Source organism: Deinococcus ficus, assembly GCF_003444775.1.
Classification (GTDB): domain Bacteria; phylum Deinococcota; class Deinococci; order Deinococcales; family Deinococcaceae; genus Deinococcus; species Deinococcus ficus.
In genome coordinates this window covers 1-18,515 of sequence record NZ_CP021083.1, presented here as the reverse complement: position 1 = coordinate 18,515, position 18,515 = coordinate 1, and the positions used below count along the sequence as shown (strand labels likewise).

Annotated in this window: 17 protein-coding genes; 8 read left to right on the top strand and 9 right to left on the bottom strand. The window is 69.6% G+C overall.

Annotated elements, in window-relative coordinates; all coding sequences use genetic code 11:
* The first annotated feature begins 200 nt into the window (after positions 1 to 200).
* The 8 genes from DFI_RS16600 to DFI_RS16565 all read left to right on the top strand — a co-directional run bounded on the left by DFI_RS16600 (position 201) and on the right by DFI_RS16565 (position 10,405).
* Positions 201 to 1,169, top strand: a complete 969-nt coding sequence (locus DFI_RS16600) for a peptidoglycan-binding domain-containing protein (protein ID WP_081425750.1) — start codon at positions 201 to 203, stop codon at positions 1,167 to 1,169.
* A gap of 229 nt (positions 1,170 to 1,398) precedes the next feature.
* Positions 1,399 to 1,602, top strand: coding sequence for a DUF2171 domain-containing protein (locus DFI_RS20335; protein ID WP_022802865.1), 204 nt, complete (start codon positions 1,399 to 1,401; stop codon positions 1,600 to 1,602).
* A 71-nt stretch (positions 1,603 to 1,673) separates the two neighbouring features.
* Positions 1,674 to 2,093 carry a response regulator gene (locus tag DFI_RS16590; protein ID WP_051307543.1) on the top strand — a complete coding sequence of 140 codons (420 nt, stop codon included), beginning with the start codon at positions 1,674 to 1,676 and terminating at the stop codon, positions 2,091 to 2,093.
* 85 nt (positions 2,094 to 2,178) lie between these two features.
* Positions 2,179 to 4,665, top strand: coding sequence for an EAL domain-containing protein (locus DFI_RS16585; RefSeq protein ID WP_244940409.1), 2,487 nt, complete (start codon positions 2,179 to 2,181; stop codon positions 4,663 to 4,665).
* 148 nt (positions 4,666 to 4,813) lie between these two features.
* Positions 4,814 to 5,797 carry a GGDEF domain-containing protein gene (locus DFI_RS16580; protein WP_051307542.1) on the top strand — a complete coding sequence of 328 codons (984 nt, stop codon included), beginning with the start codon at positions 4,814 to 4,816 and terminating at the stop codon, positions 5,795 to 5,797.
* A gap of 118 nt (positions 5,798 to 5,915) precedes the next feature.
* Positions 5,916 to 8,321, top strand: coding sequence for a putative bifunctional diguanylate cyclase/phosphodiesterase (locus DFI_RS16575; protein ID WP_155864507.1), 2,406 nt, complete (start codon positions 5,916 to 5,918; stop codon positions 8,319 to 8,321).
* Positions 8,322 to 8,397: 76 nt separating this feature from the next.
* Entirely contained in the window at positions 8,398 to 10,092 is a 1,695-nt protein-coding gene (locus tag DFI_RS16570) for a PhoX family protein (RefSeq protein WP_027462308.1), read from the top strand.
* 1 nt (position 10,093) lies between these two features.
* The gene (locus DFI_RS16565; protein ID WP_043777270.1) at positions 10,094 to 10,405 is read left to right on the top strand and encodes a hypothetical protein; all 312 of its coding nucleotides are present in this window, start codon (positions 10,094 to 10,096) and stop codon (positions 10,403 to 10,405) included.
* Positions 10,406 to 10,466: 61 nt separating this feature from the next.
* Here the strand turns inward: DFI_RS16565 and DFI_RS16560 are convergent, their stop codons facing one another.
* The 9 genes from DFI_RS16560 to ric all read right to left on the bottom strand — a co-directional run bounded on the left by DFI_RS16560 (position 10,467) and on the right by ric (position 18,487).
* Positions 10,467 to 11,522, bottom strand: coding sequence for a TlpA family protein disulfide reductase (locus tag DFI_RS16560; protein ID WP_051307540.1), 1,056 nt, complete (start codon positions 11,520 to 11,522; stop codon positions 10,467 to 10,469).
* Between the two features lie 5 nt (positions 11,523 to 11,527).
* The gene (locus DFI_RS16555) at positions 11,528 to 11,896 is read right to left on the bottom strand and encodes a FixH family protein (RefSeq protein WP_027462306.1); all 369 of its coding nucleotides are present in this window, start codon (positions 11,894 to 11,896) and stop codon (positions 11,528 to 11,530) included.
* A complete protein-coding gene (locus DFI_RS16550) occupies positions 11,893 to 12,591 on the bottom strand; it encodes an ABC transporter ATP-binding protein (RefSeq protein ID WP_211235343.1) in 699 nt (232 codons plus the stop codon). The genes DFI_RS16555 and DFI_RS16550 overlap by 4 nt, the downstream gene beginning before the upstream one ends.
* Positions 12,584 to 13,384 (bottom strand): copper ABC transporter permease, encoded by an 801-nt coding sequence (locus tag DFI_RS16545; protein ID WP_027462305.1) that lies wholly within the window; start codon positions 13,382 to 13,384, stop codon positions 12,584 to 12,586. The genes DFI_RS16550 and DFI_RS16545 overlap by 8 nt, the downstream gene beginning before the upstream one ends.
* Positions 13,384 to 14,670 carry a nitrous oxide reductase family maturation protein NosD gene (gene nosD / locus DFI_RS16540; RefSeq protein WP_043777268.1) on the bottom strand — a complete coding sequence of 429 codons (1,287 nt, stop codon included), beginning with the start codon at positions 14,668 to 14,670 and terminating at the stop codon, positions 13,384 to 13,386. Before nosD ends, DFI_RS16545 begins: the two co-directional genes overlap by 1 nt.
* On the bottom strand, positions 14,667 to 15,278 hold the full coding sequence (locus DFI_RS16535) for a hypothetical protein (RefSeq protein ID WP_051307538.1): 612 nt from the start codon (positions 15,276 to 15,278) through the stop codon (positions 14,667 to 14,669). Before DFI_RS16535 ends, nosD begins: the two co-directional genes overlap by 4 nt.
* Before the next feature lie 70 nt (positions 15,279 to 15,348).
* Complete coding sequence (nosZ, locus tag DFI_RS16530) at positions 15,349 to 17,220, bottom strand: Sec-dependent nitrous-oxide reductase (protein WP_027462304.1); 1,872 nt, start codon at positions 17,218 to 17,220, stop codon at positions 15,349 to 15,351.
* Positions 17,221 to 17,235: 15 nt separating this feature from the next.
* Positions 17,236 to 17,745: a cytochrome c family protein gene (locus DFI_RS16525; RefSeq protein WP_118376010.1), complete on the bottom strand. Its 510-nt coding sequence runs from the start codon at positions 17,743 to 17,745 to the stop codon at positions 17,236 to 17,238.
* Positions 17,738 to 18,487, bottom strand: coding sequence for an iron-sulfur cluster repair di-iron protein (gene ric / locus DFI_RS16520; RefSeq protein WP_051307537.1), 750 nt, complete (start codon positions 18,485 to 18,487; stop codon positions 17,738 to 17,740). The genes DFI_RS16525 and ric overlap by 8 nt, the downstream gene beginning before the upstream one ends.
* Positions 18,488 to 18,515: the final 28 nt, after the last annotated feature.

Genomic DNA, 18,515 nt, shown 5'->3' with positions numbered 1-18,515 from the left:
ACGTTGGTGTCACGCCCCCTCATGGCCCGGAACTCCTGCGCCTTCACGCTCCCCGGGGGCCTTTGCTGCACCGACTGCCCCGGCCCGCGTATCCATCCCCTTAGGACCGGCTGAGAGAATCCCGGCTTGTGCGCGCCGCGGCCGGGTCCGCACACTCACGGCACCCCGGTGACCAAGCCCGGTCACCAAAGGAGTGCGAGATGCAATTTCGAACTGGACTTCTTCTCAACACGACCATCGCCCTCGTCAGTCAGGCCGCGCCCGCTTACGCCTCCGTGCTGAGCTGGCAGGCGCTGCGGCAGGGCGACACCGGCCGCGACGTCTACACCCTCCAGTACCTCCTGCGGGAGGCCGGGCAGACGCTCAGCATCGACGGCATCTTCGGCAGCGGCACCGACAGCGCTGTGCGCGCCTTCCAGGGGGCGCGGGGGCTCACCGTGGACGGCATCGTGGGCGGCAACACCTGGGAAGCGCTGATCAAGACCGTGCGGCAGGGCGACAGCAACAACGCCGTGCGCGCCCTGCAGGACCAGCTGAAAAACGGCTACGGGTACACGAGCGTCACGGTGGACGGCGCGTTCGGGCCGGCCACGGACGCCGCCGTGCGGGACTTCCAGACCTCCCGCGGCCTGGGCGCGGACGGCATCGTCGGCCTGAACACCTGGCACGGCCTGGTGACCGGGGCCAGCACCGCTGGCAGCACCAGCGGCACCACCTCCACCCGTGACCTCGCCAGTCAGATCCTGAACCACCCCCGCATCCAGTTGAGCACCAGCAGCAGCACCACTGGCGGCAGCCCCCGCCAGAACATCCTGGACACCATCAACGGCGTGCCGGTCAAGCGCGGCTGCAAGGATGCGCCGAACTGCGGCCTGACCACCACCCTGAAACGCAGCATGCTCGAGGGCCTGCTGAAGATGGCGAACGCCGGGAACACCATCTACATCACGTCGTTCGCGGGCGGCAGCCACTCGCAGTACTCCGACCACTACGCCGGCCTGGCGCTGGACATCGGCATCTGGAACGGCACCAGCCTGTCCACACCGAACAGCGCCCACACGGCGGCCCGCAATGCCTGCATCGCCGCCGGATCCGACGCCGGGCAGACCTTCAACGCCTACAACGACCCCAAGGGGCACAGCAACCACGTGCACTGCGCCTGGAACTGAGCATGGGACTGAGTGGCGGGGGCAGAGCAGCCCCCGCCTTTCCCTGGGCCGCGTCGCCATCCGCCTGAGGAATGCGGCCCGTGCCAGACGTGATCCGTTAAGGGGAGGTCTGCACGGTTCTCGCCCGGGCGCGCAGTCTGCGGGGCTAGCATGCCTGGGCCTCGGGCATGGGCGGCACGCTTTCTCCTCGTTCGGGAAATCCCCCTCGGGCCGGCCTGAAAGGAGCGTTATGGACAACATCACCCCCGGCTTACCGATCATCTGCACCGACAACGTCGTTCACGGCACCGCCGAGTTCACCGAGCGCGAGTACCTCGTCACTGCCCCCCTCGACGACGGCCGCCGGCACTTCATTCCCCTGACGCTGATCGACCGCGTGGACGATGCCGTGCGCCTGAACGTGGATCACCATCAGCTGCTGGAAATCCTGTAACGGCCAGCGCGGGCCCGCAGCGTTCAGGAACCGGTCAGGTCAACAAGGCCGGGGTGGGATAGGGTCAGGGGATGTCCGGCTTCTCCCTGACCTTCGTGGATGACAACGAGGCGGAGCACTTCTTGATCCAGGAGGCGGTGGGGGACCTTGCGGTGCCTGTGCGCAGCCAGCATTTCCTGGACGCCGACCAGTTCCTCGCGTCGCTGGAGCGCGGCGAGGTGACGCAGGACGCCGTGATCACTGACCTGAACATGCCCGGCCGCAACGGTTTCGAGCTCATTCATGCCCTGCGGGCCCGCCGGGAGTGGCTTCACCTGCCCATCCTGGTCCTCACCACCTCGGCCGCCGAGGTGGACCGCGCCCAGGCGGCCGACCTTGCCGCCGACGGGTACTTCGTCAAACCCCTGACCCAGGCGGCCCTGGTGGAGCAGCTGGGCGCCATGCTTCAGGTCATCCGCAGCCGCATGACGCGGCCCTCTCCCCTGCCCTGAGCCCCGGGCGCGCGCCGGGGTCTTCACGTTTCCCGGCCCGCGCCCGGGAAGAGTGCGGTAAGACGCCGCTGGGTACGCTGCGCGCATGTCCACCGCCCCGTTCCTCCAGTTGCACCCCGCCGGTGTGGGGGACGCCGCGCACCTGAGTGAGCTGCTGCAGGCGGCCGAGCCGATGGTGGTGTCGGACGCCGCGCAGGCCGAGGTGCTGCTGCGTCAGGCGCACGCCCTGGCGGCCGCGCTGAAGGACGACGCGCGGGAAGCGCTGGCCCTGACGCTGCTGGCGGCCACCTTCTACTTCCGGTCGCAGTTTCAGACGGCCACGGAGCTGCTCACCGAGGCGCAGCGCGCCGCCGACCGGGTGCCCGGCGACCTCATCGCGGCCCGCATCGCGAACAACCTGGGGCTGTGCGCCGTGGCGCTGGGGCATTACGGCCGCGGCATGGAACACTACCAGACCAGCCTGAACATCTCCCAGGCGCACGGGGACGACGCCGGCCGCGCCCGGACACTAGGGAACGTGGGCCTGATCCACGCCGACCTGGGCGACTACCAGGTGGCGATGGAGGCCTTCCAGGAAGTGACCGCGCTGGCCCGGAAGGCCGACCTGCCCCTGGCGCTGTCCTCATCCATGATCAACACGGTGCGGGCGTACTACCACACGGGGCGGCTGGCCGAGGCCCTGGACCTGGCGACCGCGCACCTGCCCGACGTGCAGGCCCTCGGCTTCCGGCAGCACGAGGTGGTGCTGCGGGTGTGGATGCTGCCCTGCCTGACGGACACCGGCCAGCTGACCGAGGCGGTCCGGCAGGCCGAGGCGCTGCTGCCCCTGGCGCTGGAGGTCAACGACCGGGAGCACGTGGTGTACGTGCGGGTGTTCTACGGGCAGGCGCTGATGGCGACCGGGCGCCTGGACGAGGCGCACGAGCAGTTCCAGCTGGCGCTGCACGACGCCGAGCAGCACAACATCACCCCGCTGCGCCGCACCGCGCTCGGCCACCTCAGCCAAGTGTACGCCGCCCGGGAACAGTGGCCCGAGGCGTACCGGGCGCTGCAGGTCTGCCAGGACCTGGATCAGGCGCTGCGGGCCGAGGCGGTGGAACGCAAGGCGCAGGTGCTGGGCGTGCAGATGCAGATGGAGTTCCTGCGGCAGGAGGCCCTGGCGGAGCGGCGCCGCAGCACGGAACTGACCCAGGCGAACACGGCGTTGCAGGCGGCGCAGGAAACCCTGGCGTACCGCGCCACGCACGACACACTGACCGGCCTGGCCAACCGCGCGCACTTCCAGGCGGCGGCCGAGCGGGCGCTGCAGAACGTGCACGAGGCGCCGTTCGGGATGCTGTTCATCGACCTGGACCGCTTCAAGCAGGTGAACGACACGCTCGGCCACGACGTCGGCGACGAGCTGCTCAAGGAGATCGCGCGGCGCCTGACCCTGGTGGTGCGCTCCGGGGACCTGGTGGCGCGCATGGGCGGGGACGAGTTCACGGTCCTCCTGCACGGCCTGCGCAGCCCCGCGGACGCCGAGCGCGTGGCGCACAAGGTGCTGCAGGACCTGGCGCGCCCCGTGCAGGTGAGCGGGCACACGCTGCACGTCACCGGCTCAATCGGCGTGGCTGTCGCCCCGGCCGACGGGCTGGACGTCACCACCTTGCAGAAGCATGCCGACATCGCCATGTACCGCGCCAAGCAGGGCGGCAAGAACGGCGTGCGCACCTTCCAGCCCGCCATGGGGCAGGACACCCTGGAGCGCGCCGCGATGGAGGAGGACCTGCGCGCGGCGATCCGGGAGGACCAGCTCGTCCTGCATTACCAGGCGCAGTTCGATGCCCGCACGCGCCGGCTGGTGGGGTACGAGGCCCTGGTGCGGTGGCGTCACCCCCGGCAGGGTCTGCTGCCGCCCGGGAGATTCATCGGCGTGGCCGAGGACAGCGGCCTGATCGTGCCGCTGGGCGCCTGGGTGCTCCGCGAGGCGTGCCGGCAGGCGGGCGAGTGGCAGGCCACCGACCGCGGCCTGACCATGAGCGTGAACGTCAGCGCCCTGCAACTCGAGGACGCCGGATTTCTTGGGACGGTGCAGGACGCGCTGCAGGACGCCGGCCTGCCCCCCGGACAGCTGGTGTTGGAACTGACCGAGAGTGCCGTCCTGGGGCACCGCGGGAACGCCGCCGGGCAGCTCGCCGGGCTGCGGGCGCTGGGCGTCCGGGTGGCCCTGGACGACTTCGGCACCGGGCAGAGCAGCCTGAGTCTGTTGCGCCAGCTGCAGGTGGACATCCTGAAGATCGACCGGTCCTTCGTGCAGGACGCCCAGGGGGCGGCGGGCTCCGGCTCCGCGCGGGTCCTGATCGACGCGATGGTCAGCCTCGCGCACAGCCTGAACATGCGCGTGACGGCCGAGGGGGTGGAGACGCCCGAACAGCACGCGCTGCTCAGCGAGATGGCCTGCGACAGTGTGCAGGGGTACCTGATGGCCCGCCCCCTGCCTGCCGGTGAGGCGGCTGCCTACCTGCACGAGGAGGAGCATCTGCGCAGCGACCGCTGGGGCGCCGTGCCGGGCCTGGAACAGGTGTCTTGAGTGACTGTTGGGGCGGGAGGCACCCCGTCTTCCCTGGCCGCCTTGCGCGTCCCCTCATGTGGCTCGCAGCGTTAAGCGGGGCCGGTGCGTGAGGATGAGAGTTCGCATGACCTCAGGTGCCAAGGACCGACCCTCACCCCCGGGAGCCGTGCCCGACCACCGCCTCCTGGACCTGCTGGCCCTCATCTCCGTGGCGTTTCACACCTTCACCACGCTGGAAGTCGCCCGCGGACCGGACACCGGACTGCTGCACGCGAACCTGGCGGGGCTGCTGGCCAGCCTGCTGATCTGGGGAGCGAACCACCACGCGGCCCTGCGCGCCCGGGTGCCGGTGATGTTCGTGGGTCTGATCGGGGCGTGGACGCTGCGCGCCCTGCTGCTGGCCGCGCACCTGCGCCAGGGCCTGGATCAGTGGATGACCCTGACGGTCGTGATGATGGCTCTGGCGGCGTTCACGTTCGTGCCGTACCGCCAGGCCCGCTGGCTGAACGCCCTGGTCATGGGGCTGTACGGCCTGATGTACGTCCTGTCGGGCGAGACGGAGGTCGCGCTGCTGGTGCTGGTGCTCCTGATCATGGCGCTGGGCGCGTACCTGGCCCTGCACGGGCACCCGATCCAGCAGACGAGGGTGTGGAACGCCCGCCTGGAACGGCAGGTGCGGCACGACGAACTGACCGGCGCCCTGAGCCGCCGCTTCATGGACGAGCAGCTCGCCTCGCTGATGCAGGAACCGGGGCGCCGCGGCGTGCTGCTCGTGCTCGACCTGGATCACTTCAAGGCGGTGAACGACGGGTTCGGTCACCAGGTGGGCGACCGGGCCCTGAAGGCCGCCGCGCGCCTGATGCAGGACTGCCTGCGGGACGGGGACCTGGTGGGCCGCTGGGGCGGGGAGGAATTCATGATCCTGCTGCCCGGTCAGGGGCTGGAAACGGGCGTGACGGTCGCGGGCCGGATCCTGGAAAGGTTCCGCACGGCCCGGCTCGCGGGCATTCCGCCGATGACCGTCAGCATCGGCGTGGCCGCCGTGAGCGAGGCGCGCAGCCGGGAGGACCTCGTGCGGCTGGCCGACCGGCGGCTGTACGCCGCCAAGGAAGCGGGCCGGGACCAGGCCGTGCACGCCTGCGACGGTTAAGGGCTGAGGACGGCGGGGGGCGGGGCAGGCGTGTCACGCCCCTGTGAGGCCGCGGGGACTAGACTCCGTGAATCGCGCTTTGCCGGTGCCGGCAGGGCCGCCTTGCAAGGGAGCCGTCTTGACCATCAGCCCTGAATCCCCCTCCACGCTGCGCCCGGCCCGAACTGGACCTGGCGCGACCGGCCCCTGGCTGCCCCGGGTGCTGGCCACCCTGATGGCGCTGGGCGCGCTGCTGTACGCCGCCTGGATCGCCTGGCCGTGGGGCGGGCCGCAGGACGTCACCACGTACTCGAACGTGCTGTACCTGCCCGCCATCTACGCGGGGTTCGCGCTGTCGGCCGTGGCGCTGCGCCGAGCCGCGCGTCCGCTGCGGGACGTGCTGCTGCCCCTGACTGTGGGCCTGGGCCTGCACGCCCTGGGGGACACGCTGTGGGCGTACCTGGAGATGTTCACGGCGCTGCCGCCCTTCCCGTCGGTGGCGGACGTGGCGTACCTGCTCGCGTACCCGTTCCTGGGCTGGGCGCTGGCGCGCGCCACCCTGGACGGCCTGGGGCCCTGGCGGCTGCGGCGCCTGGGGCTGGACACCCTGATCGTGGTGGGCGCAGTGAGCGTGTACCTGTGGTGGGCGGCGGTCGCGCAGATCGTCGGGTCGGGCGGGCCCCTGCTCGTGCGGCTGACCGGCCTGGCGTACCCGGCCGCGGACCTGGTGCTGCTGACGCTGGTGGTGCTGGCGGTGCTGCACGGCCGGCGGCCCGAACGGCACCTGGTGTGGTTCATGCTGGGGCTGGCCGCCATGATCGGCGCGGACCTGGGGTTCCTGGTGCTGAACAGCCTGGGTACGTACCACGAGGGCCATCCGGTGGACCTGGTCTTCACCGTGGCGTACAGCCTGCTGGCCCTGGGCGCCTGGCAGTACCAGGTGAGCGGGCACGCCCCGGACCCCGCCGCACCCACCCGCCGTGGGCCGGGGGGCCTGCAGGAGCGGCTGGCGGCCCGGGCGACGCGGCTCGCGGCGGCGCTGCCGTACCTGGCGGCCGTGGCGGCCGGCATCCTGCAACTGTGGGTCTCGGCGGAACACGAGTTCGGCGCGTACGGCGTGCACCTGGGCGCGGTGCTGATTCTCCTGCTGGTGGTGGCCCGGCAGGCCGTGACCATTCAGGACAACGCGCAGCTCACCCGGTCCCTGCAGGCGTTCACGGGGGAACTGGAGCTCAGCCGCCAGCAGCTGTCGCATCAGGTGAACCACGACTCGCTGACGGGCCTGCCCAACCGGCGGCTGTTCGAGGCGCAGCTGACTCAGGCGATCGGAGAAGCGGCGCTGCGGCAGGGGCGGTTCGCGCTGCTGTTCATCGACCTGGACAGTTTCAAGGCGATCAACGACCGCTGCGGGCAGCACGCCGGCGACGACCTGCTGCGGCAGGTGGCGGCCCGGCTGCAGTCGGCGCTGGGCACCGAGGACCGGCTCGCCCGCCAGGGCGGCGACGAGTTCATGGTCCTGGCGGACCTCGCGGGCGGCCGGGACCCGGTGCGCGTGGCGCAGGACCTCCTGCAGGCCCTGCGGCCCCCCATGACCGTGGACGGGCAGGCCGTGCGGGTCACGGCGTCCATCGGCGTGTCCCTGTACCCCGACCACGCCCGCGAGGCCGGCGAGCTGCGCCGCTGCGCGGACCTGGCGATGTTCCAGGCGAAACGCAGCAGCGCGCGGGGGTACCGCCTGTTCCAGGCGGACGAACCGGACCCGGACCAGGCGCTCCTGACCCGCCTGGAGGGCGCCCTGGCCCGCGGGGACCTGGGCCTGCACTACCAGCCGCTGTTCGACCTGACCGATCACCGGGTGGTGGCGGTGGAGGCGCTGATGCGCTGGACCGACCCGGAGCTGGGCCGCGTGCCGCCGGACCGCTTCATCCCGGTGCTGGAGGCCTCGCCGCTGATCGGCCCGGTGGGGTTGTGGGCGCTGGACCAGGCGCTGACGCAGCTCGCGCGGTGGCAGGCGCGCGGATGGCGGGGGCGCATGGCGGTGAACATCTGCCTGGCGCAGCTGGCCGACCCGGGCTTCAGCGTGGCGGTGCAGGCGGCCCTGGAACGCCACGGGCTGCGCGGGGAGCAGCTGGAACTGGAAATCACCGAGCGGGCCGTGCTGATCGACGTGCGGCAGGTCACAGAGCAGCTGCTGCACCTGCGGGAGGTCGGCGTGCGCCTGGCCCTGGACGATTTCGGCATGGGGCAGGGCACGCTGCTGTACCTGCTGGATTTCCCGGCACAGGTGATCAAACTGGACCGGCGCATCACGCAGGGCGCCCAGGACAGCCCGCGCGAGCGCCGCGTCGCGGAGGCCCTGACGACCTTCATTCACGCGCTGAATTTCGAGGTGATCGCCGAGGGCGTGGAAACGCCGGAGCAGCTGGACCTGATGAAGACGCTGGGCGTGCACCTGGTGCAGGGTTTCTACCTGGCGCGGCCCGGCCCGGCGGCCAGCGTGGACGCGCTGCTATTGCCTGGGGTTCCGGAGAAGGCCCGGGCCTGAAGGGGCATGGCGTGGGCGCTTGCTGGAATGTGAGAGCCTGAACAAAACCTGACAGCCGCTCCTTAGGTTGGGCTTCATGACTCAGCACCCTGTGGAGACGAGCTTCTGGCACCGCCTGCTGGACACCAAACTCACCCGACGTTCCGCCGTGGGCTCCGCGGCCGTGGCGGCCGCCGCCGTGACGCTTCCCGTCACCCTGAGTGACGCGCAGGCACAGGCGAACAACGGCGGGGCCGTCTCCCCTACGGGGCAGGCCGCGGCGCCGCGCAGCTTCCCGCCCTTCCGGATGATCGAGCCGACCACCGCCGACACCATCACCCTGCCGGCCGGGTACCGCTTCCAGGTCCTGGCGCCCTGGGGCGAGAAGTTCACGGACGACGGCCGCACCATCGGGTTCAACCACGACTTCGTGGGCTTCTTCCCCATCGACCTGCTCGAGGGCGGCCGCAGCAGCACCGAGGCGCTGCTGACCATCAACCACGAGTACGTCAACCCGCTGTTCGTGGGCGGCAACACCAAGGAGCGCACCGCGCAGCAGATCCGCGCGGAGATGCAGGACGTGGGCGTCAGCGTGGTCCGCGTGCGCCGCGAGGCCGGCACGTGGAAGGTCGTGCCGGACCCCCGCAACCGCCGCATCGACGCGTTCACGGACGTCGAGCTGACCGGCCCGGTGCGCGGCAGCGCTGTGGTGAAGGGCGCCACCACGGTCAAGGGCACGGTCGGGAACTGCTCCGGCGGGCAAACGCCGTGGGGCACGCTGCTCACCTGCGAGGAGAACGTGGACGGCTACCAGAAGGCCTGGGAGGGCAGCGGATACGAGGCCATGCATCAGGGCTGGGTGACGGAGATCGATCCCTTCGACCCGGCGTGGACTCCGAAGAAACGCACCGGAATGGGCCGTTTCCGGCACGAGAACGCCGCTGTGGTGCTCGCCAAGGACGGCCGGGTCGTGGCGTACATGGGCGACGACATGCAGGACGCCTGCATCTACAAGTTCGTCAGCCGCGGCAAGTACGACCCGAAAAACCGCGCTGCGGCCCGCGACCTGCTGGCCGACGGGGACCTGTACGTCGCGAACTTCGGCAACGGCACCTGGGTGCTGCTCGACTACGACCGCAACAAGAAACTCCAGGACGCCAGGAACGGGGACAAGCCCCTGTTCACCAGCCAGGCCGAGGTGCTCGCCGACGCCCGCGCCGCCGCGCTGGCCGTGGGCGGCACGCCCGTGGACCGCCCGGAGGACATCGAGGTGCACCCCCGAAACGGGGACGTGTACGCCGCGCTGACGAACAACAGCAAGCACGGCAACTTCTTCGGGCAGATCATCAAGTGGACCGAAGCCGGCAGCGACCCGGGCGCCCTGAAATTCCTGTGGGGCGTGTTCGCCTACGGCGGCCCGCAGAGCGGTTTCGCCAGCCCGGACAACCTGGTGTTCGACGCGTACGGGAACCTGTGGATGGTCACGGACAACTCCGACCTGGGCACCAACCCCATCAAGGCGTACCACGGCAACAACGCCATGTTCTTCTTCCCCACCGAAGGGCCCAACGCCGGCAAGGCCTACCGCTTCGCGGTGGGTCCGGTGGAGGCCGAGATGACCGGCCCGGTATTCAGCCCGGACGGCCGGACGCTGTTCCTGGCGATCCAGCACCCCGGCGAGGACAGCCCCAGCCTGGACCAGCTGACCAGCACCTTCGCCGCGGCGCCCGGCACGAAGATTCCCCGGCCCACCCTGGTCGCCATCGAGGGCTTCCCCGGCTGGAGGGCCTGAGATGACCCTGCATCCGTACCGCGCGCCGTGGATCGTGGGCCGCACCGCGCTGCTGGAGCACGCCGCCGAGGACTTCCTGAACGAGGTGACCCGCCAGACGCCGTGGCGCAAAGCCCGCTTCGAGGCCCTGCTGGACCGCCTGGCCGAACACCTGGGTGACCCGTTCCCCTTGGCCGACGTGACCGCCGGGCGCCTCGCGGCGTGGCACGCGGCCCTGCCGGCCGGGGATCAGGCAGACGCGGCCGAGCTGATCGGCGCCTTCCAGGCGTACCTGCACGACTGGGGCTGGGTGCCCCGCCCGGCGCAGGACTAAGGCCAGGTCATCGGCACAGGCGCCCGGAGGGGAGCGCCTGTGCTCTGCTTTAGTCGCCCGGTCAGAGGCCCTGCATCCAGGGGTCGGCGCGGGTGAGCGGCCCGAACTTCTGGCCCCGCAGCGTCCAGCCCTCCCCGATCAGGTACGTGGTGGGCAGGCCGGGAATCGTCCAGCCGGGCAGCTGGGCGGCCTTCGCGTGGGCGACGGGCAGGCCGCCCAGCTGCTGCCCGTCCAGGTAGGCCTGCACCGCCCCCGGGGACTCGTCCAGGTTCACGGTGAGCACGTCGTACCGCCCGGACGCCTTCGCCTGCAGTAGCAGGGGCAGTTCCTCCCGGCAGGGCGCGCACCACGTCGCCCAGAAGTTCACCAGCAGGGGCCGCGCGGCCGTGGGGGCCGGGCGCGGCAGGGGAAGCCCGGCGCCGTCCCGGACGTGCAGGGCGGGGGCGGGGCGGGCGGGCGCGGCGGCGCCCGTGGGCCGGGGGGGCAGGCCGCGCAGGTTGATCTGGATGTCCAGGTCGCCGGCGTGGTCCTGGTACAGCGCGTCGTAGGCCTTCGCGACGTTGTAATCGAGTTCCCGCGCGCCGGCCTGCGGGGATTTCCGCCGCTCGGTGGCGAGCAGGTCGGCGATGATGCGTTCACGGACGAGTTGCTGGCGGAGGTACTCGCGCAGGCGCCCGGTGAAGCGGTCCGGGCCGTAATCGGCAATCAGCTGCCCCATCGCCGGTCGGACATCGATCTTCGCCTGCCACGCCTGCCGGGCTGCGCTCAGCTGCGCCTCGCTGACGGCGTAGTGTTTCGCCTGCCCGAGCAGGCTCATGGCGTACCGCTCGATCACGTGATCGAGGCGGATGTTCACGTTGTCCAGCCGTTTCAGGGCAGCGGCCTGCTCGGCCGGGTCGGCGTCCTGGGCCAGCACGGTCAGTTTGAGCATCAGGCCCGCGAAGTCGAGGTCGGCCTGCGTGAAGCCCCGCCCATTGATGCGGATCAGGTCCGGGGCCGCCGAAGCGGGCGCTGCCCGGGGGGCGGAGGCCGGCACGCCCCCCTGTGGGGTGGCGGGGGTCGGTTGGCAGGCGGTGAGCAGCGTGGCCGCGAGCAGCAGAGTCAGGGGGCGGGGCATGGCCTTCAGCCTCCGTCGTTGACGCGCAGGGTAAGGGTCTGTTCCAGGGTGTCTCGGTCCCGGGTGACGTTCACGGTGACGTCCCATTCGCCGCCCATGGGCAGGGCGACCTCGCCGGTGTACGTGCCGGGCGCCACCTCCTTCAGCGTGACCTCCTGCTGGCCGTGGTCCATGCGGGCCATGCTGAACTGCGCGGTCACCGCGTACCCGCTGGCTGGGGCACCGCCACTATGCAGTTGCAGGGTCAGGGGCGCCGCCTCGCCTTTCAGGAAGACGGGCGGCCGGGTCAGGGTCACGTCGGTGCGGGCGGGAGCGCCGCACCCGGCCAGCAGGGCGGCCAGCAGGCACAGGGGGATCAGGGCTGGGCGGGTCACAGGTGGGCCGCTCCTTTAAAGTAGTGGTCGGTGAAGTCCGCCAGGGTGAACTTGGTGATCCGGCCGCCTTCGAGCAGGGCAACGTGAGTGCACACCTGCCGGATCTCGTCGAAGTGGTGGGAGGCCATCAGGATCGTCTTGCCGCGCAGCCGCCGGATGATCCCGAGGATCTCCTCGCGGCCGATGGGGTCCAGGCCGCTGGTGGGCTCGTCCAGCACGATGATCTCGGTGTCGTAGTACAGCATCAGGGCCAGGCCCAGGCGCTGCAGCATGCCCTTGGAGTACGTGCCGGTCAGGCGGTCGCGGTCGTCCTGAAGGTGCACGGCGTGCAGGACCTCGTCGGCGCGGTCCTCGTTCAGGGCGTGCCCGGTGACCTGGCTGAAGAAGTGCAGGTTCTCGGTGCCGGTCATGTTCGGGTACAGCTGGAATTTCTCCGGGAGGTACGCGACGTGTTTCTTCCAGGCGTGCTGCTGCGCGGGGATGCCGCGCAGGGTGACGCGGCCCTGCCGGACGGGCAGCAGGCCCAGGAGGCTGTGGATCAGGGTGGATTTGCCGGCACCGTTGCGGCCCACCAGCGCGCAGCGCTCATGCTCGGCGACGCTGAGGTTCACGTCGTCCAGGACGCGCTTGTCACCGTACGCCTGGGTGAGGCCGCGAACGTCGATCATGCCGGCGGGGAGACTCAGGTCAGTCATGGTGGGCTCCGGCGTTGCGGATCAGGAGGGCCAGGCCGAAGAACAGGGCCGGCCACAGCAGCGCGTTGATCAGCGCAAAGGCGAGGGGGTCGAGGAACACCAGTTTTTCCATCATGCGGGACATGCCGGTCAGGGAGAACAGGCCCAGCTGGTGTTCGAGCATCATCCGCACGGCGTGGATGGGGTTCAGGAAGTACGCCCACGCGAACGCCCGGGCGTTGTCGGCGGTGACGGCCGGCAGGAAGTACAGGTACGCGAGGTCCAGCAGGAACACCACGCCGAACCAGGTGAGGATGTTCGCGCCGATCAGCTGCATCTTGTTGCGGCTGGCCACGCCCAGGAACACGCCCACCTGCACGAACACCGCAAGGAAGATCAGCAGGGCCAGCAGGAACGCCCCGAAGCTCGCGGCGTGGAAGTTCAGCAGGAACTTCATCGGGAAGGCGAGCAGCAGGTACGCGACCACGAACGCGCCGATCAGCACGGTCTGCAATGCCAGGGACTTGCGGGTCAGGAACGAGAGGCCGGACTCGCGTTTGGTGACGAGCATCAGCAGCGTCTTGAGTTCCTTTTCCTGGTACACCGAGAACGACGCGAGGAACATGGCGAGCAGGGGCAGCAGGTACACGTTCATGTCGAACAGGCTGAGCAGCATCGCCTCGAAGCCCAGGTCGGCGGGGTAGCTGCGGGCCTGGGCCAGCAGGAACAGTGAGGTCAGGGCGACGAGCAGCAAGCCCAGCCACAGGCCCTTGCCGCGGGTCTGCTCCAGGACTTCCTTCCAGAGGTAAGGCATCAGGGGGTCTTCCTTCGTGCGTGCAGGCCGCCGGCCACGGCCAGCAGGCCGAGGGGAAGCAGCCACAGGGGCGGGCGGGCCGCGCGGCCCACCAGGGGGTACTCGTCGGCGATCACCGCGAGGTCGTGCGAGAACAGCTGGTTGGTCTTCTCGTACAGGGCCAGGGCGGGGCTGGAGATGAACAGGTACGCCAGTTCGTTCTGCTCGATCAGCCAGCCCAGCGCGGAGTGGTAGCGCATGGGCGCGTCGGCCACGCCGTTGCGGTCGAGGTCCAGCGCGGGGACGTTCCAGTGGTTGCCGACGCCGTTCTCGTACCACTGGTTGTTCGACTCGCCGCCCACGAGGACCGCGGCGGCGGTGTTGCGGTCGAAGCGGTTTTCCTTGAACACCTGCGAGGCCGAGTTGCTCCACAGTTCGATGCCGACGCCGTTGCGGAAGAAGGTGTTGCCCTCGATGCGGCTGCCGACGGTCTGCTCGATGTACAGGCCCCGCTGGTTGAGGTGGAAGGCGTTGTTCCGCACGTGGATGTTGCGGCTGCCCTGCAGGATCAGCCCGAACGACCGCGTGCCCTGGTTGAACGAGAACTCGTTGCGTTCCAGGGTCAGGCGTTCGCTGTGCATGATGGCCGCGCCGCCCAGGTTCCCGGAGAAGTGGTTGCCGGTGAAGACGTTGTCGTTGGAGTACATGTAGTGCAGGCCGTAGCGGGTGTGGCGGATGCGGTTGCCGCGGATCTCGTCGCCGCTGGAGTACTCGAAGAACATGCCGTCGCGGGTGCCGGTGATGGTGTTGTTCAGAAGCCGGTGATTCCCGCTGCGGATGATGGTGATGCCGTTGCCCTGCGCGCCCCGGGTGCTGACCTTCACGCCGGTGACGGTGCAGTTCTCGACGGTGGCGCCGCCGGCCTCGCCGTTGAGGTGAATGCCGTGGTAGTTGTCGCGCAGGGTGAGGCCTTTCAGGGTGGCGCCGGGCGCCATGACGCGCACGCCGGCCTGCTCCTCGGAGGAACTGCGGCTCTGGCCGCTGCCCTGGATGGTCAGGCCCTCCAGGCGCACGTCCGGGGCGGTGATGCGCACCACGTTCGAGGTGTGGTCACCCTGCAGCACGGTGCCTGCCTGCCCGACGACCGTCACGGCCTTGCCGATCACGGTGTTGCCGGGGTACACGCGGGGCTCCAGCCGGATGGTGCTGCCGGGCGCGGCGCGGTCCACCAGGCGCTGCAGTTCGCTGACCTGCGCGGAGGCCAGGGACAGGACCAGGAGCGCGCCGAGGGTCAGGGCGCGGATCATGCGGCGCTCACTTCCGGGGCGGGTGCGGTCCGGGCGGCCACCCGGGCGGGGCGGTCACGGAGCGTCAGGGCCAGGACCAGCAGGGCGCCCGCCAGCAGCAGGGCCAGGGCCCCGACCTGGAAGGTACTGAAGGTGGTGAAGTTGGCGATGGTGTTCTTCCCGAGGATGGGCGGCACGAACGGATCGAGTTTGATGGGCGCCTGCGGGTCGAGTTCCGTGCCGAACTTCCGGAGCCAGCGCGCCATGTCCCACAGGCCTCCCACACCGACCACGGCGAACAGGCCCAGGGTGGTCCAGGCGAGCACGCGGCGGCGCAGCGCGCCCGCGGCGGCCATCAGCAGGGCCAGGGCCACCACGACCACCGGCAGCACCTTCAGCTCCGGGAAGGACGCCTCGGAGAAGGGGGCCATGCCGATGTAGTGGTTCAGGCCGTTCACGATCTCGATGTCCCCGGCGAGCCGGCTGGGGTACACGACGATGTTCAGGCCCTCGGGGTACTGCGGGGCGTAGAACTTCATCGCCCACCACGGCAGGAACAGGCTCAGGAGCATCAGGGCGGCCGCGGTGAGCAGGCTCAGGGTGGCCCAGAGGTTCAGATCACGTTTCATGCGTACCTTCTTCAAGGGGTCAGGGAGCCGGCGGGCCTGAGGGGCCCGGCCGCTCCCTGAGGGCCAGGCCTTACTTCGGCTGGACGAGCAGGTGTCCGCTCATCTCCTGGTGCAGCGCGGAGCAGAAGTTCGTGCAGTAGATCGGGAAGACCCCGGACTTGTCGGCGGTGAAGCTCAGGGTGCTGGTCTGCCCGGGCTGGATTTCGAAGTTCAGGTTGTAGTCCATGACTTCCAGGCCGTGCGTGATGTCCTGGTCGAGGTCGATGTTGGTGATGTGCAGGAACACCCGGTCGCCCTGATTGACGGTGAAGGAGTCCTTGCGTTCGGCCTTGGCGTCGAAGATGAACTTGGAGCGCATGGCCACGCCGTACACGTGCACCTCGCTCCCCTTGCGTTCGATGCGGGCGTCGTCGGCTTTCCACACGGAGTCGGGGCGGGTCTCGTCCTTGTCGTAGATCAGTTTGGGTTTGATCTTGTCGGCCTTGACCATCTGCGAGTAGTGCGGTTCCGGGGGAATCGGCACGCTCATGAGGTGCTGCATCTTGTCGCCGCTGATGTCGAACAGGTCCAGCGATTCCGGGTGGGACGGGCCCACGCCCAGGAAGGAGTCCTTGGCGATCTTGTTCCCGGTGATCAGGTACGTGCCGTCCGGGGCGGCGGTGTCACCCTCGGCGGCGGTGGCGTGCCCGGGCGAGTAGAACACCGGCTGCCGGTCGATCACCTCGCCGGTGTCGAGTTTCCACTTCACGACCTCGGAGGAGATGAACATGGTGTTGAAGGCGTTGCCGCGGTCGTCGAACTGGGTGTGCAGTGGCCCGAGCGCGCCGGGCGGGTCCACCTCGCGTTCCATGACGCTCTCGTATTTCAGGACGGGAATGCCGAACTCGTTGGCGACGAAGTCCTTCTTCGCGATGGCGTCGAAGGCCTTCTGGAAGGAGAACACCGTCATCAGCGGGGCGAGCTTCCCGGAGGCGACGAAGCGCGTGCCGTCGGGGGTCACGTCCACGCCGTGCGGGGACTTGGCGACCGGGATGGCGTAGATGGCGCCCTCTACGTCGCGCGGGTCGATCATCTTCACACCGTTCACGGTGTTCGCCTTGCCGGCGGCGACCTCCTGTTCCAGTTTCTTCCAGTTGACCATCACGATGTAGTCGCGGTCTTTCTGGGAGGCGTTGATTTCCAGGTTGGTGGTGGCGAACTCGGTGTTGTAGGTGGTCATGACCACCCAGCCGTCGGACATCTTCTTCCCGGCGTCGGACAGGTCGTACGACCAGGGCGGCAGCACGATCTGGTACGCGAGGTTGAGTTTCTTCTTCGCGCGGTCGAACTGAATCATCGTGACGACGCCCTTGTACTTCTCTTTGTACTTGTCCAGCGGCGCGTACTCGTCCCCGAGGGGCCGGGCGAAGCGGGTGGGGGCCACGATGTACTCGGTGTTGGGCGTGACGAACACGGCGGCGTGCGGGCCGCCCATGTTCGGCATCTTCAGGATGTCGGTGGTGTGGAACAGAGACAGGTCCACGGCGGCGATGCGGTTGTTGGCGACGTCGTTGGCGAACAGGAACTGCCCGTCGTAGTCGCCGGCGGTTTCACTGATGGCCGGGTGGTGGAAGTCGCCCCAGGTGTACCCGCCCATCATCTTCTTGGAAGCGTCGTCGAAGCCGTAGCCGGTGGCGGCGTCCTGCGAGAACACCGGCACGATGCGGATCTGCCGCATGGAGGGCACACCGTACACGAACAGCTGCCCGGAGTGACCGCCGGAGGAGAACAGGTAGTACTCGTCTTTCTTGCCGTGCGGAACGTACACCTTCTGCGCGGCGCTGGCGAGCTCACCGTCCGGCGTGCTGGCGCGGGCGTTCTGCCGGCCGACGTCGGAGAAGAACAGCACGGAGACCAGCAGGCCGCTGGACAGGCCGAGAAGAGCAGTCAGAAGCTTGTTCATGGCTCAGGTCCTTCCTTACTTCCCGGACGCGGCCTGCAGGGCGCTGAGCACCTGGGCGCGTTCCTCGTCGGTGAGCGGGTTGGCGCCCAGCACGCTGGACATCACGGCGGACGTGGGTTTCTTCAGGAAGTCCTCGACGGGCACGCCGTGCTTGTCGGCCACGTTCAGGTACGCCCTGGACAGGTCCGGGCCGGTCACGCCGCCCTGGACGTCCAGGGCGCTGACGGAGTGGCAGGCCACGCAGCCGCGCTTCGTGAAGATCTCCGCGCTGGCGGCCGGAGCGGCCGCAGTGGTGGTCGTGCCGGTCTCCTCTGCAGGGGCCTCGTTGTGCGCCGTGTCCGGGTGCGTTTCCTGAGTCGTCTGGGCGGGAGCGGCGGTCGCCTGGGCGCTGGCCGCTGCGGGCCGGTTGAACAGCAGGTACCCGCCGCCGAGCGACAGCAGGAAGGTCGCGGCGAAGATGCCGAGGGTGGCCCCGAGGTCCGAGCCGGGCCGGGCGGGGCGCCGGGCTGGGGCGGGTTCAGGCATGGTGGGTGCCCTGGAACTGCGCCATGGCGCGCGGGAACAGGATGTTGTTCTCCTTGCTGATGTGCTCGTGCGTGTCGCGTTCCAGCTGTTCCAGGCCGTCGAGCATGGCGCGGAAGGAGTTGCAGGCGCTGGCGGGCGGCGTGAAGTCGCTGGTCAGGGCGCGGAGTTTGGTGAGGGCCTCCCCGGCCTCGGCGTGCTCGTGTTCCATCATCAGCACCGGGTGCGAGAGGTCGGCGCCGAAGGGCGCGCCGGAGTCCCCGGTCTGCTCCAGGTTGCGGATGGCGGGGAACAGGATGACCTCCTCTTTCTGCAGGTGGCTGCTGAGTTCCTCGGCCAGGCCGGTGTACACGGCGTGCACCTCGCGCAGCCAGGGGTGGTCGTCGCCGTGGACGGCCGCCACCTTGCGGGTCAGGAAGGCCAGGCGGGGCAGTTCTTCTTTCAGGTAGGCGTGGTGGGTGCCCACGATGTGGTCGGCCAGGGCGGTGAGGCTCATCAGCGCGGGGTTGGGGGCACTGCCGGCGGGTTCCAGGGTTTCCAGGGCGGTGAGGGTGGCGAGGATGCTGGCGGCGTCCAGACCTTTTTTCTCGGCGGCGTCCTGCAGGGTGAGTTTCCCGCCGCAGCAGTAGTCGATGCCGAGTTTCATGAACAGCCGGGAGCGGTCGGGCCGGTCGGCGACGAGCTGGCCGACGGTGGTCTGGGTGGTGTAGGGCTGGGCGGTAGGGGCAAAGGTCGCGTGTGACATGGTATTCTCCTAATCTGGATATTTTTAT